Here is a 16,461-nt window from a genome sequence, read left to right on the forward strand (position 1 = left end):
GGGAAAACTCACGCCCATCGAATATGAAACAATCAACCGGACCGCGCTCACAGCGGCCTAAGACCCCGAGTCAACAAAAGCCGGGGCAGTCCCATGATTTGTGTGCGCCATCCGATGGCGGCTGCGGCTTCCTGTGCTCCGCGTGCAGGCTGCGCGCAACCCTCGGATGCGACTGAACATGGTATGAGTACGATGAATTTGTTCTTTTGTACGGTAGGACCCGACGAAGGTGCCCCCTTCTTAACGGGAGCCATGGCAGCTTGAACCCGAGAGTTCGACGCAGCCACGATTGCGCTCGAGTCAGCTTTGCCGCCAACACTGGCAGAACTCGCCTGCTGGCAACCGGTTAGAACTATCGTTGAGACGATGGCTAGAACCGCCACCACCAGGTGACTTCGGGAACGAATATTCATAGTTTTGCCCTTTCGGTGTGTATTACCGTGTCCCGCCCAGTGGCCTAGGGTCTGCGGTAACTGCACGATTTTTTGCGATCGACGAAAAGCTGCGTGGGTTCGCTCTAGACGACTCACGTATTGAGTGCGAAACGGTTGGCCGCCCAATCGGTGAGATGCTGCGTCATGAGGCCGTAGCTGACATGAAGAGATGAAAAGAGCCACTTCCCCTCTTCCCGTACATATTCGTTGTCATATCTGCCGGCTAGCCAGGCGGCTGTCTTATGACCGGTTGTGTTATCCACGCAGGGCATCAGCAGATACCACGATCCACGCGCCGACAGCCCATCGTCTGAGAGTTCAACTCCCAGTGGGACGTTGACGTGAAGCGCCCACGGGTAGAGCTCGTCAGCGCCGCCGAAATACGAGGCAATCGCGGATGATCCTTGAAGCCGACGGCCGTTCGGGGAACTTTGCCAAATACCCGCGTCGGTAAACAGAGCAGCGATTTCTTCAGGAGGGTATCCCCTATCGCACAGCTGGCCGTAGTAGGCTTGCAGTCGGTTGATCTCCCGCTCTGCCTTCAACTCGGCGAGCATTCTGTGGTTGTATTCATCTCCGCCGCTCTGCCCGGTCGAAGCGCCTATCAGGTCAGCCGAAAAATTATAGTTAATGATGAAACCTTCCAGTCAAGTCGGTAAAACCGAAGTGCTCAGCAATGGATAAAGTAGCGGCGAGCAACGTCCCCGGCACCGATGCGTTCCCTCTAAATGACTAATGGGAGTTAAACGCAGCTCACGATTTTGAAATTCAAATCGGTGCTGGCGTTGATAACTTCATGAATAGATACAATTCGCCCGACAAATGTCGTTTAGCAGATCTCGTTAGATCGGTTAGCGTTTCCCTTGCATCTATACGTTTAGATTTCCAGACTAAAGGCGGACTTGGCGAGGTGTCAATAGCCTGAAAACTTGACTTCGCCGTACCGCTGAAAGTTCACGAGACCGAAACAATTAATGGCTTGAACTCATAACAAATATTGCCCGGTGACAGTGAGTTGGTCAGCATGGCAGGGCCCGAGATTCGTACTGGCTCATCAGAGGCATGATCGAATGCGCCCATGGTCACACAAGATGAGGTCGCGCGAGAAGCCGGCACATCTACAGCGGTCGTTAGCTACGTGGTAAACAATGGGCCACGAAACGTTCCGAGGCGGCGCGGCAGCGTGTTTTGTATTCTCTGGGGAGGCTCGCCTATCGACCACGCGAGGGGGAGAACGTTCGTATGGTTGGGAGTGTTCTTGTTTGTACAGACATAGTTGTTCTCACTGGCCTTCTACTATTGGGTATGCTTCGAGACCCCGCGGATAGTGGCGGATCTCACAAGAGAATGTCACACCGCGGCGCTCGCTCGAATGGCCGCTGAGTACAATCGGGAGTCGTAGCTATCCGTCATGGATAGCCAATTTCTTCGGCTGGTGCCGCAGGCTTGTCTTGGACCGCATAGGCGTGCCCGGTGTCTGTCGGCCAGACCCGCGCTTGGCGCCAGATTGGAGACGGGAAACTGTGCTTCGCCTATCAACTGTGGTGGTTTTCCCCGACCTTGGCCTGACCCGGGTTTCTTCGTCCGGTGAGGCGGATCCAGAGGTCAGATGGGCCCACGTCAGTGAGCTGCAAGACCCGACGCCGTGGCTGGTCGGGCACGAATTACTCCTGACTACCGGACTTGACCTGTTCCGCGATGCGAAGAAAACGGTGGAGTATTGTGTCAGGCTTACCACCGCCGGAGTGGCTGCTCTGGGGCTGAGCACTGGGAAGTCGCTCCCCCACCGCCAACTGCCTGAGCATCTCGTGGATGCGGCCGCAGTATCCGGTCTTCAGCTGGTCCATGTCCCGGAAAATACTCCGCTGCAGTCCGTGGTGCGCAGGGTCAGCGACGCCCTGAATGAAGAACAGACAGAACCTCTGCGCCGGGCGCTGCTGGCCCAGCGCCAGCTAAGCGAGGCCGCGGCATCATCGGACGGCGTGGCCTCGGTCCTATGGGCGCTGGCCTCCAACACAAGTTTTGTTTGCGCCGTCTATGACCCGGCCCTGCGTCCCGTTGCCAGCAGTGGACCGGACGCGGAACAGCATTTCGCACTTCGGCGCGGCGAAATCGGCACCCGCATGCTCGAGGGCCTCCGGTGGGCGATCAGTATTGATGATGGCGTCCATTCCACGATCGTCTCGCCGCTGGGAACCCAGGGCCGGCTGAGGGGCGTCATGATCGCCGTCAAGCGCGGCCCCCTATCCTCATACGACCAAGCGATTCTCAGCATGGTCTTTTCGCTCCTCAGTGTCCTGCTCGAACTGCGTCATTCGAGCACCCACCAGCAACGGCTCGCCCGTAACAGAGCTGTGGATGCGCTGCTTGCCGGGGATCTGTCCGAAATCGAAGCAACCGTGCGGTTAGCCCGTGCCGGTGTTGAATGCTCAACCGTTCAGTGCGTTTCGATGCCCGACGGCATCAGCGAGCCCCGTCTGACGGCGCTGATTTCAGGTATCAAAGATTACTGCGGCGACATTTTTAGCCGGCAGAAACCAGCTGAGTCCGTTCTTGTCCTGTGCGACCCGGAGCCCGGGGTGCCTGCGCTGTTGGCGGATCTGATTGCTAAGGCCGATACCGGGCCGGCAGGGATGGGCACGGTGGTGGGTCCAGAGCGGGCAGCCCTGAGCCTGCGGCAGGCAAACCGCGCACGGTCGCTTGCCCGCCGCCGGTCGGTCCCCTTCATAGCGCTCCCGGACAGCCCCGGTTACAAGGCCATGCTGATGCTGGGAGATCCGGCCGAAAGGGCGAACTTCGCCGACGCTGTGCTGGCGCCGCTGGACGACCATGACGCCAAAAGATCCTCGGAACTGGTCCCGGCCCTGAGTGCCTTCCTGGAGAACACGTGCAATGTGGAATCTGCTGCTGCGCAGCTGGGCGTCCACCGGCACACTATGCGGGCCCGGGTTTCTAAAATTGCCGAGCTCACCGGGCGTGACTTCGACAATTCGGCGGATCTGCTGGAATTATGGCTCGCGTGTGAGTTCCGGGAGATGGCCCAGTCCGAAGGGCAAGCGGGCTGACCCGGCTACCCCATCAAACCGGACGGATCGTACTCGGCCTTGCCGCCTACGAAAGTACCCACGACATTAGTGCTTCCGATCGAGGCGACCGGCACGGCCGTCGGGTCTTGGTCGAGGATGACAAAATCAGCCAAGAACCGCGGCATTAGCCGGCCCTTGATGTCTTCTTCGCGGGAGGCATACGCAGAATGCACGGTATAGCTTTTCAGTGCTTCGAAGGCGGAGACCGCTTCATGCTTGGAGAATTGCTTCCCGGACACAGTCATTCTCTCGGCCATTGCCTGCATGGCAAGCAACGGGGCACCCTTGACTACAGGACGATCAGAACTACCGGGCACGGTCAGGCCTGCATCCAGGAATGACTTGTGGCGGTACGTCCACGGCAGCCGGTCAGCCCCTATGACCTCAGCGACTCCGTCGCCGATTTCGTAGACGAATCGGCCCTGCGGTGAGGGGATCACCCCCAGGCGGACGAACCGCTCCAGCTGGTCCGGGCGCACCACTGACGCGTGCTCAATCCGGTGGCGCGGATCCTCGCGCTTCAACGATCTGGAAGCAGCGTCGATGACATCCAGCGCGATGTCTACTGCATGGTCGCCAATAGCATGGACGGCGAGCTGCCAGCCGCCCCGGTGCGCTTGCACAGCCAGATCGCGCAGCTCTTCAAAGCCGAACTGCATGATCCCGGCATGATCATGCCCGCAGAAATTCTCCGTCATCGACGCGGTACGGCTCATTAGGGCACCATCAGTGAAGATCTTCACCGGCCCCACAGAGAGTTTTCCGTTGCCCAGTCCCGTCCGGATCCCCAAGTCCAGGCCAAGGTTGTAGCCGTCCGTTGGCGCCGCCACCAGGGAATGGAAATTCTCCATGGCAACCATCAGCTGGGTGCGCACCCGGATCCGCCCGCTGTCGTGTCCCCTCTGGTAGGCGGCGAATTCCACCGGACTCGATCCGACGATCGGGGAGGCACCGATACCGGCTTCGGTCACGGAAGTCAGGCCCTCGGCGACGTAGCGATCGTTAGCCAGCCCTAGTGCGCTTACGAGAGCAGCTTCGCCGAACGGTTTCCGCAGGTCGCGGAAGGGCGCCATTGCTTGCTCCGCCACCAAGCCGGTGGGCCGGCCTCCGTCATCACGCTCGATGAACCCGCCCGCTGCGACCGGGTAGCTGGTCAACATCGCTCCCACGGCCTCAAAAACCGGTGAACTGGCCACGAGCATGTGGCTGGTCCTGTGGATGAACACAACCTTCCGCCCCCGTGCGGCATTATCCAGTTTGGTCCGCTCCGGATGGCCGCCCAGCATCGTCTGGTCGTAGCCGGAGCCCGTAATCCATTCCTCCTCCGGGCTCCGGGAGACAGCGCCAGCGACGGCGTCGTAAAGTTCCTGGCAGCTAGTGAAGCCACTGGCATCGATCTCCTGCAATTGCTGACCGAACGCCGCCATATGGTTGTGCACATCGTAGAACCCGGGGGTGACCGTCGCCCCGCCGGCGTCGATGGTGCGGGCGGCACCCAGACCCTCTATGTCGCCGTCGAGGCCGACGATCTGCTCGTTCCATACGCCCATGGAATGGGCCTTCGGACGCTGATCGTCCAGCGTGATGATGTTTGCGTTCTTGATTATCAAATCCAGCTTCACACGGCTCACTGTATCCACCCGCGCCGGCGTTCAGGAGTAGACGCGAGGGACAACACTGCCTGGAAATTGTCCAAGACGGATATCTTCTTCCTTCCCGAATATCCGTAGGTTCGTATAAACCTAACAATGCGGTCAGCTGCTGCGTACAATCCGAGGAGGTATTCATGGACCACGGTTTAACCCCCGTGCACCCCTATGTCCCCAATTCCGCGCCCGCTACCAAGCGGGCAATGCTGGACGTCATCGGCGTGGACTCCGTCGAAGCACTGTTTTTCAGTATTCCCGCTGCACTGCGCATGGACCGGCCCCTCAATCTCCCAGCGGCACTCGTTGCGGAACCGGATCTTGAACGGCATATGCAGCGGATCCTGGCCAAGAACCGTCCGACGACGGATGTTATCTCCTTCCTCGGGTCGGGCTGCTACCCGCACCATGTGCCCGCGGTCTGCGATGAAATCAACCGGCGTGCCGAATTCCTGACCGCCTACGCAGGTGAGCCCTACGAGGACCATGGCAAATGGCAGGCTCTTTTTGAGTACACCTCGCTGATGGCCGAACTGCTGGAGATGGACGTCGTCAATGTGCCCACTTACGACGGGTATCAGGCGGCAGCCACGGCACTGCGGATGGCCGGACGCATCACCGGCCGTAGCCGCGTGATTGTTGCGCAGACCATCGCCGCCGGGAAACGGCAGAAAATCGGTACTTTCCTGGCCGGGGCATTGGACATCCAGTATGTGGCCATCCGTCCGGATACGGGACACGTTTATGCCGAGGATGTGGCCGCGCTCCTGGACAGCCAGACCGCCGCGGTCTTCCTCGAAACACCGAATGTCTACGGCGTAATCGAACAGGAAGCCGCCGGGATCGCCGAACTCGCCCATGCGAACGGCTCGCTCCTGGTCTGCTCCACTGATCCACTGAGCCTCGGATTCATGACGGCACCGGCAGCCTGGGGCGCGGATATTGTCTGTGGCGACATCCAGTCCCTGGGCCTCGGCATGCATTACGGCGGAGCCACCGGCGGCTTCATCGCCACCCACGACGACGAGCGTTTCGTCTTTGAATACCCGTCCCGCCTGTTCGGGCTCGCCCCGACGCGGGTGGACGGCGAACTCGGCTTCTGCGACGTTGCCTACGAGCGGACCTCCCTGGCCATGCGTGAGGAAGGTATCGAGTGGGTTGGCACCGCGGCTGCCTTGTGGGGCATCACGGCCGGGGCCTACCTCGCGCTGATGGGCCCGGCCGGGATGACACAGCTCGGTGACACCATTGCCAGTCGCACACGCTACTCCATGAGCGCGCTGGACGAGCTTGACGGCATCGAGGTGCTCCACAGCGGCAGCGCGCACTGGCGCGAATTCGCGGTCAGGTACCAGGGACGCAGTGCATCGGACGTCAATGCGGCCTTGCTGGAACGCGGCATCTACGGCGGCGCCAGTGCACTCGACGTCCTTGGCACCGGTACTGGCGGGTCCCCCGAGCACCTCGACGGCGTAGCCATTTACTGCGTGACGGAGCTGCACTCTCCCGCGGATATTGACCAGTTGGTATGCGCACTGAAGGACATTTTGAAATGACAACCATCGAAACAGAGCTCGTCGAATCCGCTCAGGACCAGGTCGAAGTGTGCACGCAGCTGCCGCAGTTCACGGTGGACAAGCCGCTGCTGCGCAACTACCACGCGGTCCGGTGGGGCGAACCGCTGATCTTCCAGCTGAGCGCCGAAGGCCACCGGGGGATCGCGGTGCCGCCGGCGGGGATCGCAATTCTGGAAAACTCGCCCGAACAACAGTTCCGGCGCAACCAGTCACCGAACCTGCCTGAAATCGGTCAGTCCCAAGTGCTCCGGCATTACCTGCGGCTGTCTCAGGAAACCTTGGGCGCCGATCTGAACGTCGATATCGGGCAGGGCACCTGCACGATGAAGTACAGCCCCAAGATCAATGAACGCTTCGCCGGGTCGCCTCAGTCTGTGAACATGCATCCGTTGCAGCCTGAATCCACTGCTCAGGGAACATTGCAGATTCTGGCCGAACTGGAAGGCTACCTGGCCGAGGTCTCCGGCATGGATGCAGTCAGCCTTCAGGCGGGATCAGGATCGGCGGCGATTTACGGCAATGTCAAGATCGTCCAGGCGTTCCACGACAGCCGCGAAGATGGGGTCACTCGGGACGAGATCATTACTACTATCTTCTCCCATCCGTCCAATGCCGCGACGGCGAAGACTGCAGGCTACAAGGTCGTCACCCTGTACCCGGACGAGAACGGCTTCCCGGACCTTGATGCCCTCAAGTCTGTGCTCTCTGAGCGCACTGCGGCCTTGTTCATCACCAATCCCGAGGACACCGGCATCTTCAATCCCCGGATCACTGAGTATGTGGACGCCGTGCACGCAGTCGGCGGCATCTGTGTCTATGACCAAGCCAACGCCAACGGCCTGCTGGGCATCACCCGAGCACGTGAAGCCGGCTTCGATCTGTGCCATTTCAACCTGCACAAGACGTTCTCGACACCTCATGCCTGTGGTGGGCCTGCCGCGGGGGCCATCGGAGCCACCGCTGAGCTGGCGCCGTTTCTCCCGGGGCGCCGCGCTAGCTACACCGGGTCGGAATATGCCCTGACCCCGGCCGCCGGGACCGCTACGGCAGACATCCGCCCGTTCCACGGCGTCATTCCGAACCTCATCCGCGCGTATGCCTGGATCAGATCGCTCGGTCCCGAGGGCCTGCGGCAGGTCTCTGAGATAGCGGTGCTAAATAACAACTACCTGATGGCGCAAATTCTCAAAATCGACGGGATTTCCGCACCGTATGCCGTCGGCCAACACCGTGTCGAGCAGGTCCGGTATAGCTGGCAGGAGCTGACAGACCAGACCGGCATCAGCTCGAGCCAGATCGGTGCCAGAATGGCCGACTACGGGCTGCACTACTGGACGAGCCACCACCCCTACATCGTTCCGGAACCGGTGACCCTGGAACCGACCGAGTCGTATTCCAAAAGGGAACTCGACGAGTACATTGAGGCCTTGCGGCACACAGCTGAAGAGGCACGGACTAATCCGGCCGTGCTCCAGGACGCACCGTACCGCAGCAGCATTCACACAGTCGACGTCGATGCCACAACGGACCCAGACACCTGGGCTACGTCCTGGCGTGCGTACCGACGCAAATACTTGGGCGCTGAATTTGCGGCAGTACCGCGGTGGGAGGCCTCGGCAGAGCTTCCGATCCGTCCGCGGGCGACCAAGGCCCACCACCGGTGATGTCAACGGCACGCCCGCTGAGAATCGGTTTGATCGTCAATCCCGTGGCCGGTCTTGGCGGGCCTGCCGGGCTGAAGGGCAGCGACGGGGCGCAGATTCAGCAGGAGGCAATCCGGCGCGGGTCTGTTCCTACCTCTGCGAGGCGCACCGCCCGGATGCTGGCAGAGCTGGCGCGTTTCGGCGTCGACGTCGAGATTGTTGCCGGCGCGGGTGCCCTGGGCGAAGACGCCGTGCACGGCGCGGGCCACACGCCCGCCGCCGTGGTTCGCACGGTTTGCGGGGCGGTCACCACGGCCGGCGACACGATGACCGCGGCGGCTGCCATGACGTCGATGGATCTCGATGTCCTGGTGTTCGCGGGCGGGGACGGCACCGCCCGCGACATCGCGGCGGCCGTTTCTCCCGGTGACGTCGTCCTGGGAATTCCGGCCGGGGTCAAGATGCAGTCGGGCGTCTTCGCCCGCTCGCCCGAGTCGGCAGCGGCCATTCTTGCCGCGTTTACGCAGGGGAATACCGCTACCTGTCAGGCCGAAGTCGTCGACATTGACGAGGAGGCCCGACGGGCGGGCGTTATTTCCTCGACCCTGTACGGTCGGCTGACCGTCCTAGGGGCGCAGAAGCTGCTCCAGGGCGGTAAGGTCGGCTCGCGGGACGAGCCACGAGATGTGCTCCGCGGTATTGCCAGAGAGTGCATGGACCGGATCGATCCAGGCGCCATGTGCCTGCTCGGACCAGGCACGACGGTCGCGGCGGTAGCGCAGGGTCTGGGCGTTGATTCCACATTGCTGGGCGTGGACGTCCTACACGAGGGCGCTCTGCTCGCCAGGGACTGCGCGGCGGCGCAACTGCACGAGCTGACGCGCGGGTACGGGCTCCAGATCATCCTGTCCCCCATCGGCGGGCAGGGCTTCCTCTTGGGACGCGGGAACCAGCAGTTGGACGCGATGGTCTTGGCACGGCTCGAGCGAGAAAACTACCTGATCGTCTGCACACCGGAGAAACTCGGTGCCCTCGGCGGGGGGCCGTTCTATGTAGATGTACCGAGCATCAGCCTGCAAAACAAAGTCACCGGTCTGCGCCGGGTCATCACCGGGCACCGCCAAGAAGCCGTTGTCCGGCTTCTATCGGCATAAGGTTTCACATTGGAAATCGCACAGAGATGCCTAGTCACGTGACAATCAGACAAAGGGTGGCAACGGTCACCGGTGGTGGCGGCGCTCTCGGCAAGGCTATTGCAAGCCGTCTGGCAAAGGATGGGCTAAGGGTAGTAATTGCTCGCGGCGACGAGCAGCGAGCAGGCCGCGGCGAGCACGCGGATCGACAGCTCACTCGCCTGGCATCTGGACGTCACCACGGAATCTTCAATCAACCGGACAATAGCTTAATGGCGTAGTCTCTGATGCGAACGATCGGCGCCGAACTGCTGCCACGTCGGCACCCGCCGTTCCCGATCCAAAAGACGCAATCAGATGACGATTTGTCGGTGCCCCTATCCGGTGTTTCACTTGGAAACCGCCCCCATTTCGACTTATTGGAGGAAGTCATGCCACACACCTCAGAGGCTGGCACCACACTGCCCAACATTGCTTCTCTCCTTTCAGCGACATACCACTTCGCGATGGGAAGGATTATCGGCGAATTGGAATCATCCGGGTACTCCGATCTTTCAAAAACCCAATTGCACCTTCTGTCACGAATAGAAGCGGACGGGGTCACCGTAGAAGCGCTGACAGAACGGCTCCACATGGCCAAGCAGATCGTCTGGAACCTGACGCATATGCTGGCCGAAAAGGGCTATGTAGTCGAGGAACACGAGCCGTTAGGCATGGTCAGTACTGTCAGGTTGGCCGACCGGGGCCTTGCAGTGATGCAGACTGTTGAGCGCGCCCAGCGTGATGTAGAGGCCGATTGGGCCAATGCCTTGGGGGATTCATCCTACGCGGAAGTCCGCGGCAAACTACTCGAATTGTTCCGGCTCACGACGCATTAGCGGCCCTTCCCAGATGAGCATGGCTAGGGCCGTCAGAGGCCTGCGGCCACCGCTCCGTCCCTGCAACCGGGCCGGCCTCCTTCTGCGGTCGAAACCGGTGAGATGAGCAACCTGTTTGCCGACACGGAGCATCCTCCAGACGAAGCTTCACCGTGCTCCCGGATGAGGACTCGATTGCCGCGGCCGCGAGCCGCCCAGAACTTGAAGGACACAATTACGAGACGTTGAACGAAGAAGATCACCGCCGGTTCCGTGCTGCCAGCCTCTCCTGCTCCCCTCACGTTGAAAGACGTGAGGGGAGTAATTGGCAGCCGCTGCCCCGTTGGCCCTTCAGCCCGGCCAGGCCGAAAAATGGGTGCTTATCGGCGTTCGGTTCATGTCGGAAGATCGTCGGGACAACGAACGTCTACATCGGCGGGACGCTGTTGTAGCGCGTTGCCTGCGGTTCCGAGCGCCGGCTCGTGCGTAAGCGCCAAGTTTCCGTGCCTCGGTCGATTCAACCCGGGGCTTGGCGGCGCGGCCACGGTTCCTGACTCCTCGCGACCCAGCTTCGAGAACGACAAAGCCGTCAGGCCAACGTCGCCGCAACAAATCCCCTCAACCTCATCTTCCCTTCGTCCACCGGCACCGTCTGCGATCCGAATAACGTCGGCAAAACGTGGCGGAAAGCAGCCGACGGCAGCGGCTACTCCTGGGTGACGTTCAAGACGTTCCGCAAATCAAACGCCACCATCATCGCCCGGACCACGGGCGTTGAGGCCGCGGCATACCAAGCAGGGCTCTCCAAGGTTTCGATGACGCGCAAGCACTATGTCGAAGAATACAAAGAAGCCTTGGACACCCGCGCCGCACTCTACGCCTTCAACCCGGACGAGCCCAGGCCCTCGGGCGTGGGCATGTAGCCTGACGGAGACTCACGTCGGAGCTGATTCTGGTGAGTTTATGGTGAGTTATGGTTCGAATGGACCCTTAAAACCCATGTCGGCATACTAAAACCGCAGGTCAAACTGCAATCGGAGCCCCCTGTCGGATTCGAACCGACGACCCCCGCTTTACAAGAGCGGTGCTCTGGCCAACTGAGCTAAGGAGGCGCGCCCCGGCGGACCGGAGCTGGTTGCCCCGGCAAACCGGAGCTAGCGCGCGCGGGCGCTAGATAAGGGTAGCCCAAGACGTCCCACGCACGGAAATTCCGAGGGCGCCGGTCGGGGCGATCATCGCCGGGCGGGGCGACCCGCGCCCCCGCCGTCGTACGACGTCGTTCGACTCCGGGCGGGGCGGCACCCGCCATACAGCGAGTGCCGCCTTCCGCCAGGCGTCCGTCAAATTCCCGGAACTACTTCTTTGCTGCGATAGCCGCATTCAGGACGGTCATGAAGTCCGACTTGTTGTCCCACTGCTGGCCGTCGATGAAGACCGTGGGCGTGCCGGAGATCCCGATGTTCTTGGCCTCCTGGGTGACCACCTTGACGAACGGCCGGTAGGTCTTGTTGTCGATGCAAGAGTCGATGTTGGCCGATCCCGCCTGGGTGGCCAACTTCTTGAGGTCGTTGTCCGAAATGCCTGCACTGCCCTCGGCGGGCTGCTGAGCGTACAGCAGGTCCACGAGTGCGGAGTACTTATCCGGGGACGTGTTCGCCACGCACGCGGCGGCGTTGGCTGCGCGAGAGGAGTAGTTGGTGCTGGAGCTGGCATCCAGGAAGCCGAACGGACGGTACTCCAGGGTGATCTTGCCGTCGTTGCGCAACTGGGTCAGCTGCTGGCTGTACGTGGTCTCGAAGTTCTTGCAAATGGGGCAGATGAAGTCGATGTAGGCCACAACCTTGACCGGTTTTCCAGCTTCCGCCTCGGCGCCGGGAGCGGTCACGGTGGCGGGCGCGGTGGCCGGGGCTGACGGCAGGGACGCCAGGCTAACGGTGCCGGCGGCCACCTTCGCCACATCGGTGCCCTTCAGGAGCGTCACGCCGCCGTGCACGTTGGCGTTCGCCGGCGTCGGGCCCTGATCGGCGATCGGGGCGTTGTTGGCAATGTTCTGGGTGACCACGAGGGCAATGACCGCGAGGATCGCCACGACGGCAACCACGATGCCCCATCCGATGAGCAACTTATTGCGCTTGTCTTTCTTCAGCTGAGCTTCGCGGATCGCGCGGGCCTTTTCGCGGGCCTGGGCGGTGCGCTCTGCCTTGGACAGGCGTGGTTCGTTTGCGGGGCTCATCAGTTCCTCGTGATTGATCGACGGCGTTGGTTGTAGCAATGGCAACGGGGCCAGTTTACGGGAGAAGAGTGGCAGCTTTGCTGGGGTCTTCGACTCCAGTCTGAGGAACGAGCAAGTGTCCTTGATGATTCCCGCCGGTAGGGTGGGAGATGAGTCACAAGCAACTCCAAGGGGCAGCAATGCAAGAAACGGCAAGCGAAAAAATCGACGGCGCACCCGAAGGCAATGAGGCCCCAAGGGCCCGGAAACACGATTTCATGGTGGTCTCCAACCGCCTTCCAGTAGACCGGTACACGAGCGATGACGGGGATGACGGCGAGGAAGGTTGGCGCCGCTCTCCGGGCGGCCTGGTCACTGCCCTCGCGCCGATGATGACCAAGACCGACGGCGCGTGGGTGGGTTGGCACGGCGCCCCGGACGAAGCGTTGGAGCCCTTCAGCCACGGCGGCATGGACCTGATTCCCGTGGACCTCAGCACGGACGATGTTGAGCTCTATTACGAAGGCTTCTCCAACGCCACCCTCTGGCCGCTCTACCACGACGTCATTGCCCCTCCGGAGTTCCACCGAACATGGTGGGACAGCTACCGCCGGGTCAACCGGCGGTTCGCCGACGCCGTTATCCAGCACGCGGACCACGGAGCCACTGTCTGGGTTCAGGACTACCAACTCCAGCTCGTGCCGAGCATTCTCCGCCAGGCACGCCCGGACCTGCGCATCGGTTTCTTCAACCACATCCCGTTCCCGCCGCCGGAGATCTTCGCCCAATTGCCGTGGCGCCAGGCCATCATCGAAGGCCTGCTCGGCGCTGACCTGGTGGGCTTCCAGCGTCCAAGTGACGCGGCGAACTTCATGCGCTCGGCACGCCGCTTCATTGGCGCAAGCGTCAAACAGCAACAGATCCACGTCAAGGGACCGGATGGCCGGATCACCCATATTGCCCGCGCACAGGCCTTCCCGATCTCCATCGCCGTGGACCAGATCAGCGAACTCGCGGCGCGCCCGGACATCGTCGAGCGTGCCCGGCAGATCCGCCAGGACCTCGGCAACCCGAAAACGATCCTCCTGGGCGTGGACCGCCTGGACTACACCAAGGGCATCCCCCACCGCCTGAAGGCCTTCGAGGAACTCCTCAAGGAAGGCCGGCTCACCGTGGAGGACGCCACGCTGATCCAGGTGGCGAGCCCGAGCCGCGAGCGCGTGCGGCAGTACAGGCTCCTGCGTGAGGAAATTGAAGGCACCGTGGGCCACATCAACGGCAGCTACGACACGATGCAGAACACCGCCGTCCGCTACCTCCACCACAGCTACCCGATCGAGGAGATGGTGGCCCTGTACCTTGCGGCCGACGTCATGCTGGTGACGGCGTTGCGCGACGGCATGAACCTCGTGGCCAAGGAATATGTCACAGCCAGGACCGACAACACGGGCGCCTTGGTCCTCAGTGAGTTCACTGGCGCGGCCGATCAACTCAAGCAAGCACTCCTGATGAATCCGCACGACATCGACGGGCTCAAGAACACCATCATGAGGGCCGTGCACCTGCCTCCGAACGAATCCCGCCGCCGGATGAGGTCCATGCGCAAGCAAATCCTCGACCACGACGTCGATCATTGGTCCGCCGACTTCCTCTCGGCGCTGGCAGAGATCGTGGTGCGCGATGACTCCTGAGACAGCAGCCACTCCCCCGCTGAGCCTGCCGCCCGAACTGCTCGACGCCGTCCACCGGATCGCGGGCACCGACCACCTTCTGGTGGCCATGGACTTTGACGGCACCATCTCCCCGATCGTGGACCATGCCGACGCCGCGCGCCCGCTCCAGCGTTCAGCCGCCGCTTTCGCTGAACTCGCCAAACTTCCGAGGACGACGACGGCGCTCATCTCCGGGCGGGCACTGGACAGCCTCCGGGCGGTCGCCTCCCCTCCAGAGGCAACGCTGCTGATAGGCAGCCATGGCGCGGAGGCCTGGATGGGCCCCGGCTCGGCGGAGCTTCGGCTCGATGACGCCCAAAAGGAGCTCCTCGCCGAGGTTCGCGAGGTCCTGGCCGGAATCTCGCAGGAAGCTCCGGGGACCGTCCTCGAGGACAAGCCCGCCGGCGTCGTACTCCACACCCGGCGTGCCGCCGATGATGTGGCGGAGGACGCTGTCGCGGCCGCTCGGGCGGTCCTTGAAGGCCGGCCGGGGGTCTACCTCAAGAACGGCAAGCGGGTTCTCGAGACCTCCGTGGTGCATTCCTCCAAGGGCGAGGCCGTCGAGTTCCTGCGCCAGGCCACCTCCGCCACCGGAATCCTTTTCGCCGGCGACGACGTGACGGACGAGGACGCGATCGCCAGGCTCGGCGCCGGCGACGTCGGGGTGAAAGTCGGGCTGGATTTCACCCAGGCCGAGTTCCGCGTCGAGGCCCCCGTCCACGTCGCCGAGCTCCTGGAGGCGGTCCTTCGCGAGCGTCGCCGCGCAGTCTCGGGAGACTCATCTCACATGTGACGTTCGTAACATTTACGCGAATAACCCGGGCTGCTGCCATACTCTTGGTTGTGATGTGGCGCACAACTACCGTGCGGCGTCACTCAGTCTCCCTTGCCCGGGCCCAGCCCAGGGCGGGGAGTCCAACTGAATAGACATGAACCATTCACAACGGATCGTCCGGCACGTACCTGCCGGTGAAGGGATTGATAACTGTGGCAACAGTTACTTTTGATAACGCTACGCGTCTGTACCCGGGCACAGATAAGCCCGCCGTCGATAAGCTCAACATCGACATCGCCGATGGCGAATTCCTGGTCCTCGTTGGACCCTCCGGTTGCGGTAAGTCCACCTCCCTGCGCATGCTCGCAGGCCTCGAGGATGTGAACTCCGGCCGCATTCTGATCGGCGACCGCGACGTCACGGACGTCCCGCCGAAGGACCGCGACATCGCAATGGTCTTCCAGAACTACGCTCTGTACCCGCACATGACTGTTGCGGACAACATGGGCTTCGCGCTCAAGATCGCCGGCGTCTCCAAGGAAGAGCGCGCTGAGCGTGTCCGCGAAGCAGCCAAGCTTCTTGACCTGGAGCAGTACCTGGACCGCAAGCCGAAGGCACTGTCCGGTGGTCAGCGCCAGCGCGTTGCCATGGGCCGCGCAATCGTCCGCAACCCGCAGGTCTTCCTCATGGATGAGCCCCTTTCCAACCTGGACGCCAAGCTCCGTGTCCAGACGCGCACCCAGATCGCATCCCTGACCCGCCGCCTCGGCGTCACCACGGTCTACGTGACCCACGACCAGGTCGAGGCCATGACCATGGGTGACCGCGTCGCCGTTCTCAAGGACGGCCTGCTGCAGCAGGTGGACACCCCGCGCAACCTGTACGACCGTCCGAAGAACGTCTTCGTGGCCGGCTTCATCGGCTCCCCCGCCATGAACCTGCTGGAACTGCCCGTCGTCGACGGCGGAGTCCAGTTCGGCGGCACGGTTTACCCCGTCCAGCACGACGTCCTCGAAGACGCCACCGGCAAGACGGTCACGCTCGGTTCCCGCCCTGAAGACCTCGAGACCGCACCCGCTGGCGAAGGCCTCCAGGTTGAGGTCGACGTCGTCGAAGAGCTCGGCGCAGACGCCTACGTCTACGGCCACACCACGCTTGACGGCAAGAGCCACGACATCGTGGCACGCGTCGACGGCCGCCGTCCTCCGATGAAGGGCGAGTCCATCTGGGTACGTCCGCAGTCGGGCCACGTGCACCTGTTCGACACCAAGACAGGCCTGCGCCTGGGCGACTAGGAGACTGCTGAATTAATCGGGCGGTGGGCGCGTCGGCTGGACTGGTGAGCTGGGTGGTTAAGACTGGGCTTATGCAGGGACGCGAAGACGC

General features: G+C 62.2%; 12 protein-coding genes and 1 tRNA gene. 9 read left to right on the forward strand and 4 right to left on the reverse strand.

The genetic code is table 11. The features are described from left to right. Positions 1-526: 526 nt before the first annotated feature. Entirely contained in the window at positions 527-991 is a 465-nt protein-coding gene (locus AB0O52_RS22765) for a nuclear transport factor 2 family protein (protein WP_364542756.1), read from the reverse strand. Positions 992-1,957: 966 nt separating this feature from the next. Between AB0O52_RS22765 and AB0O52_RS22770 the strand changes: the two genes are divergently transcribed. After that, positions 1,958-3,499, forward strand: a complete 1,542-nt coding sequence (locus AB0O52_RS22770) for a PucR family transcriptional regulator (protein WP_364542759.1) — start codon at positions 1,958-1,960, stop codon at positions 3,497-3,499. Between the two features lie 5 nt (positions 3,500-3,504). On the opposite strand, the gene AB0O52_RS22775 is transcribed toward AB0O52_RS22770, so the two are convergent. Next, positions 3,505-5,142, reverse strand: coding sequence for an amidohydrolase (locus AB0O52_RS22775; protein WP_364542762.1), 1,638 nt, complete (start codon positions 5,140-5,142; stop codon positions 3,505-3,507). A 164-nt stretch (positions 5,143-5,306) separates the two neighbouring features. On the opposite strand from AB0O52_RS22775, the gene gcvPA reads away from it, so the two are divergent. The 5 genes from gcvPA (at position 5,307) to AB0O52_RS22800 (ending at position 11,299) form a co-directional block, all read left to right on the forward strand. Further along, positions 5,307-6,722 (forward strand): aminomethyl-transferring glycine dehydrogenase subunit GcvPA, encoded by a 1,416-nt coding sequence (gene gcvPA / locus AB0O52_RS22780; RefSeq protein ID WP_364542765.1) that lies wholly within the window; start codon positions 5,307-5,309, stop codon positions 6,720-6,722. Continuing rightward, the gene (gene gcvPB, locus AB0O52_RS22785) at positions 6,719-8,407 is read left to right on the forward strand and encodes an aminomethyl-transferring glycine dehydrogenase subunit GcvPB (RefSeq protein WP_364542768.1); all 1,689 of its coding nucleotides are present in this window, start codon (positions 6,719-6,721) and stop codon (positions 8,405-8,407) included. Before gcvPA ends, gcvPB begins: the two co-directional genes overlap by 4 nt. Further along, the gene (locus AB0O52_RS22790) at positions 8,407-9,540 is read left to right on the forward strand and encodes an ATP-NAD kinase family protein (RefSeq protein ID WP_364542771.1); all 1,134 of its coding nucleotides are present in this window, start codon (positions 8,407-8,409) and stop codon (positions 9,538-9,540) included. Before gcvPB ends, AB0O52_RS22790 begins: the two co-directional genes overlap by 1 nt. A 266-nt stretch (positions 9,541-9,806) precedes the next feature. Further along, positions 9,807-10,397 (forward strand): hypothetical protein, encoded by a 591-nt coding sequence (locus AB0O52_RS22795; RefSeq protein ID WP_364542773.1) that lies wholly within the window; start codon positions 9,807-9,809, stop codon positions 10,395-10,397. 695 nt (positions 10,398-11,092) lie between these two features. Beyond that, positions 11,093-11,299, forward strand: a complete 207-nt coding sequence (locus AB0O52_RS22800; RefSeq protein ID WP_364542776.1) for a hypothetical protein — start codon at positions 11,093-11,095, stop codon at positions 11,297-11,299. Positions 11,300-11,414: 115 nt separating this feature from the next. On the opposite strand, the gene AB0O52_RS22805 is transcribed toward AB0O52_RS22800, so the two are convergent. Then, a tRNA-Thr gene (locus AB0O52_RS22805) sits at positions 11,415-11,488 on the reverse strand. A gap of 242 nt (positions 11,489-11,730) precedes the next feature. Continuing rightward, positions 11,731-12,609: a thioredoxin domain-containing protein gene (locus tag AB0O52_RS22810; protein WP_364542779.1), complete on the reverse strand. Its 879-nt coding sequence runs from the start codon at positions 12,607-12,609 to the stop codon at positions 11,731-11,733. 179 nt (positions 12,610-12,788) lie between these two features. Here AB0O52_RS22810 and AB0O52_RS22815 point away from each other — a divergent pair, with 179 nt between their 5' ends. The 3 genes from AB0O52_RS22815 to ugpC all read left to right on the forward strand — a co-directional run bounded on the left by AB0O52_RS22815 (position 12,789) and on the right by ugpC (position 16,370). Then, positions 12,789-14,279 (forward strand): trehalose-6-phosphate synthase, encoded by a 1,491-nt coding sequence (locus tag AB0O52_RS22815; RefSeq protein ID WP_364542781.1) that lies wholly within the window; start codon positions 12,789-12,791, stop codon positions 14,277-14,279. Continuing rightward, positions 14,269-15,093, forward strand: coding sequence for a trehalose-phosphatase (otsB, locus tag AB0O52_RS22820; protein WP_364542784.1), 825 nt, complete (start codon positions 14,269-14,271; stop codon positions 15,091-15,093). Before AB0O52_RS22815 ends, otsB begins: the two co-directional genes overlap by 11 nt. 194 nt (positions 15,094-15,287) lie before the next feature. Beyond that, positions 15,288-16,370, forward strand: a complete 1,083-nt coding sequence (gene ugpC, locus AB0O52_RS22825) for a sn-glycerol-3-phosphate ABC transporter ATP-binding protein UgpC (protein WP_364542787.1) — start codon at positions 15,288-15,290, stop codon at positions 16,368-16,370. The last annotated feature ends 91 nt before the right edge of the window (positions 16,371-16,461 follow it).

This window comes from Arthrobacter sp. NPDC080073, from assembly GCF_040686575.1.
Taxonomy (GTDB): domain Bacteria; phylum Actinomycetota; class Actinomycetes; order Actinomycetales; family Micrococcaceae; genus Arthrobacter.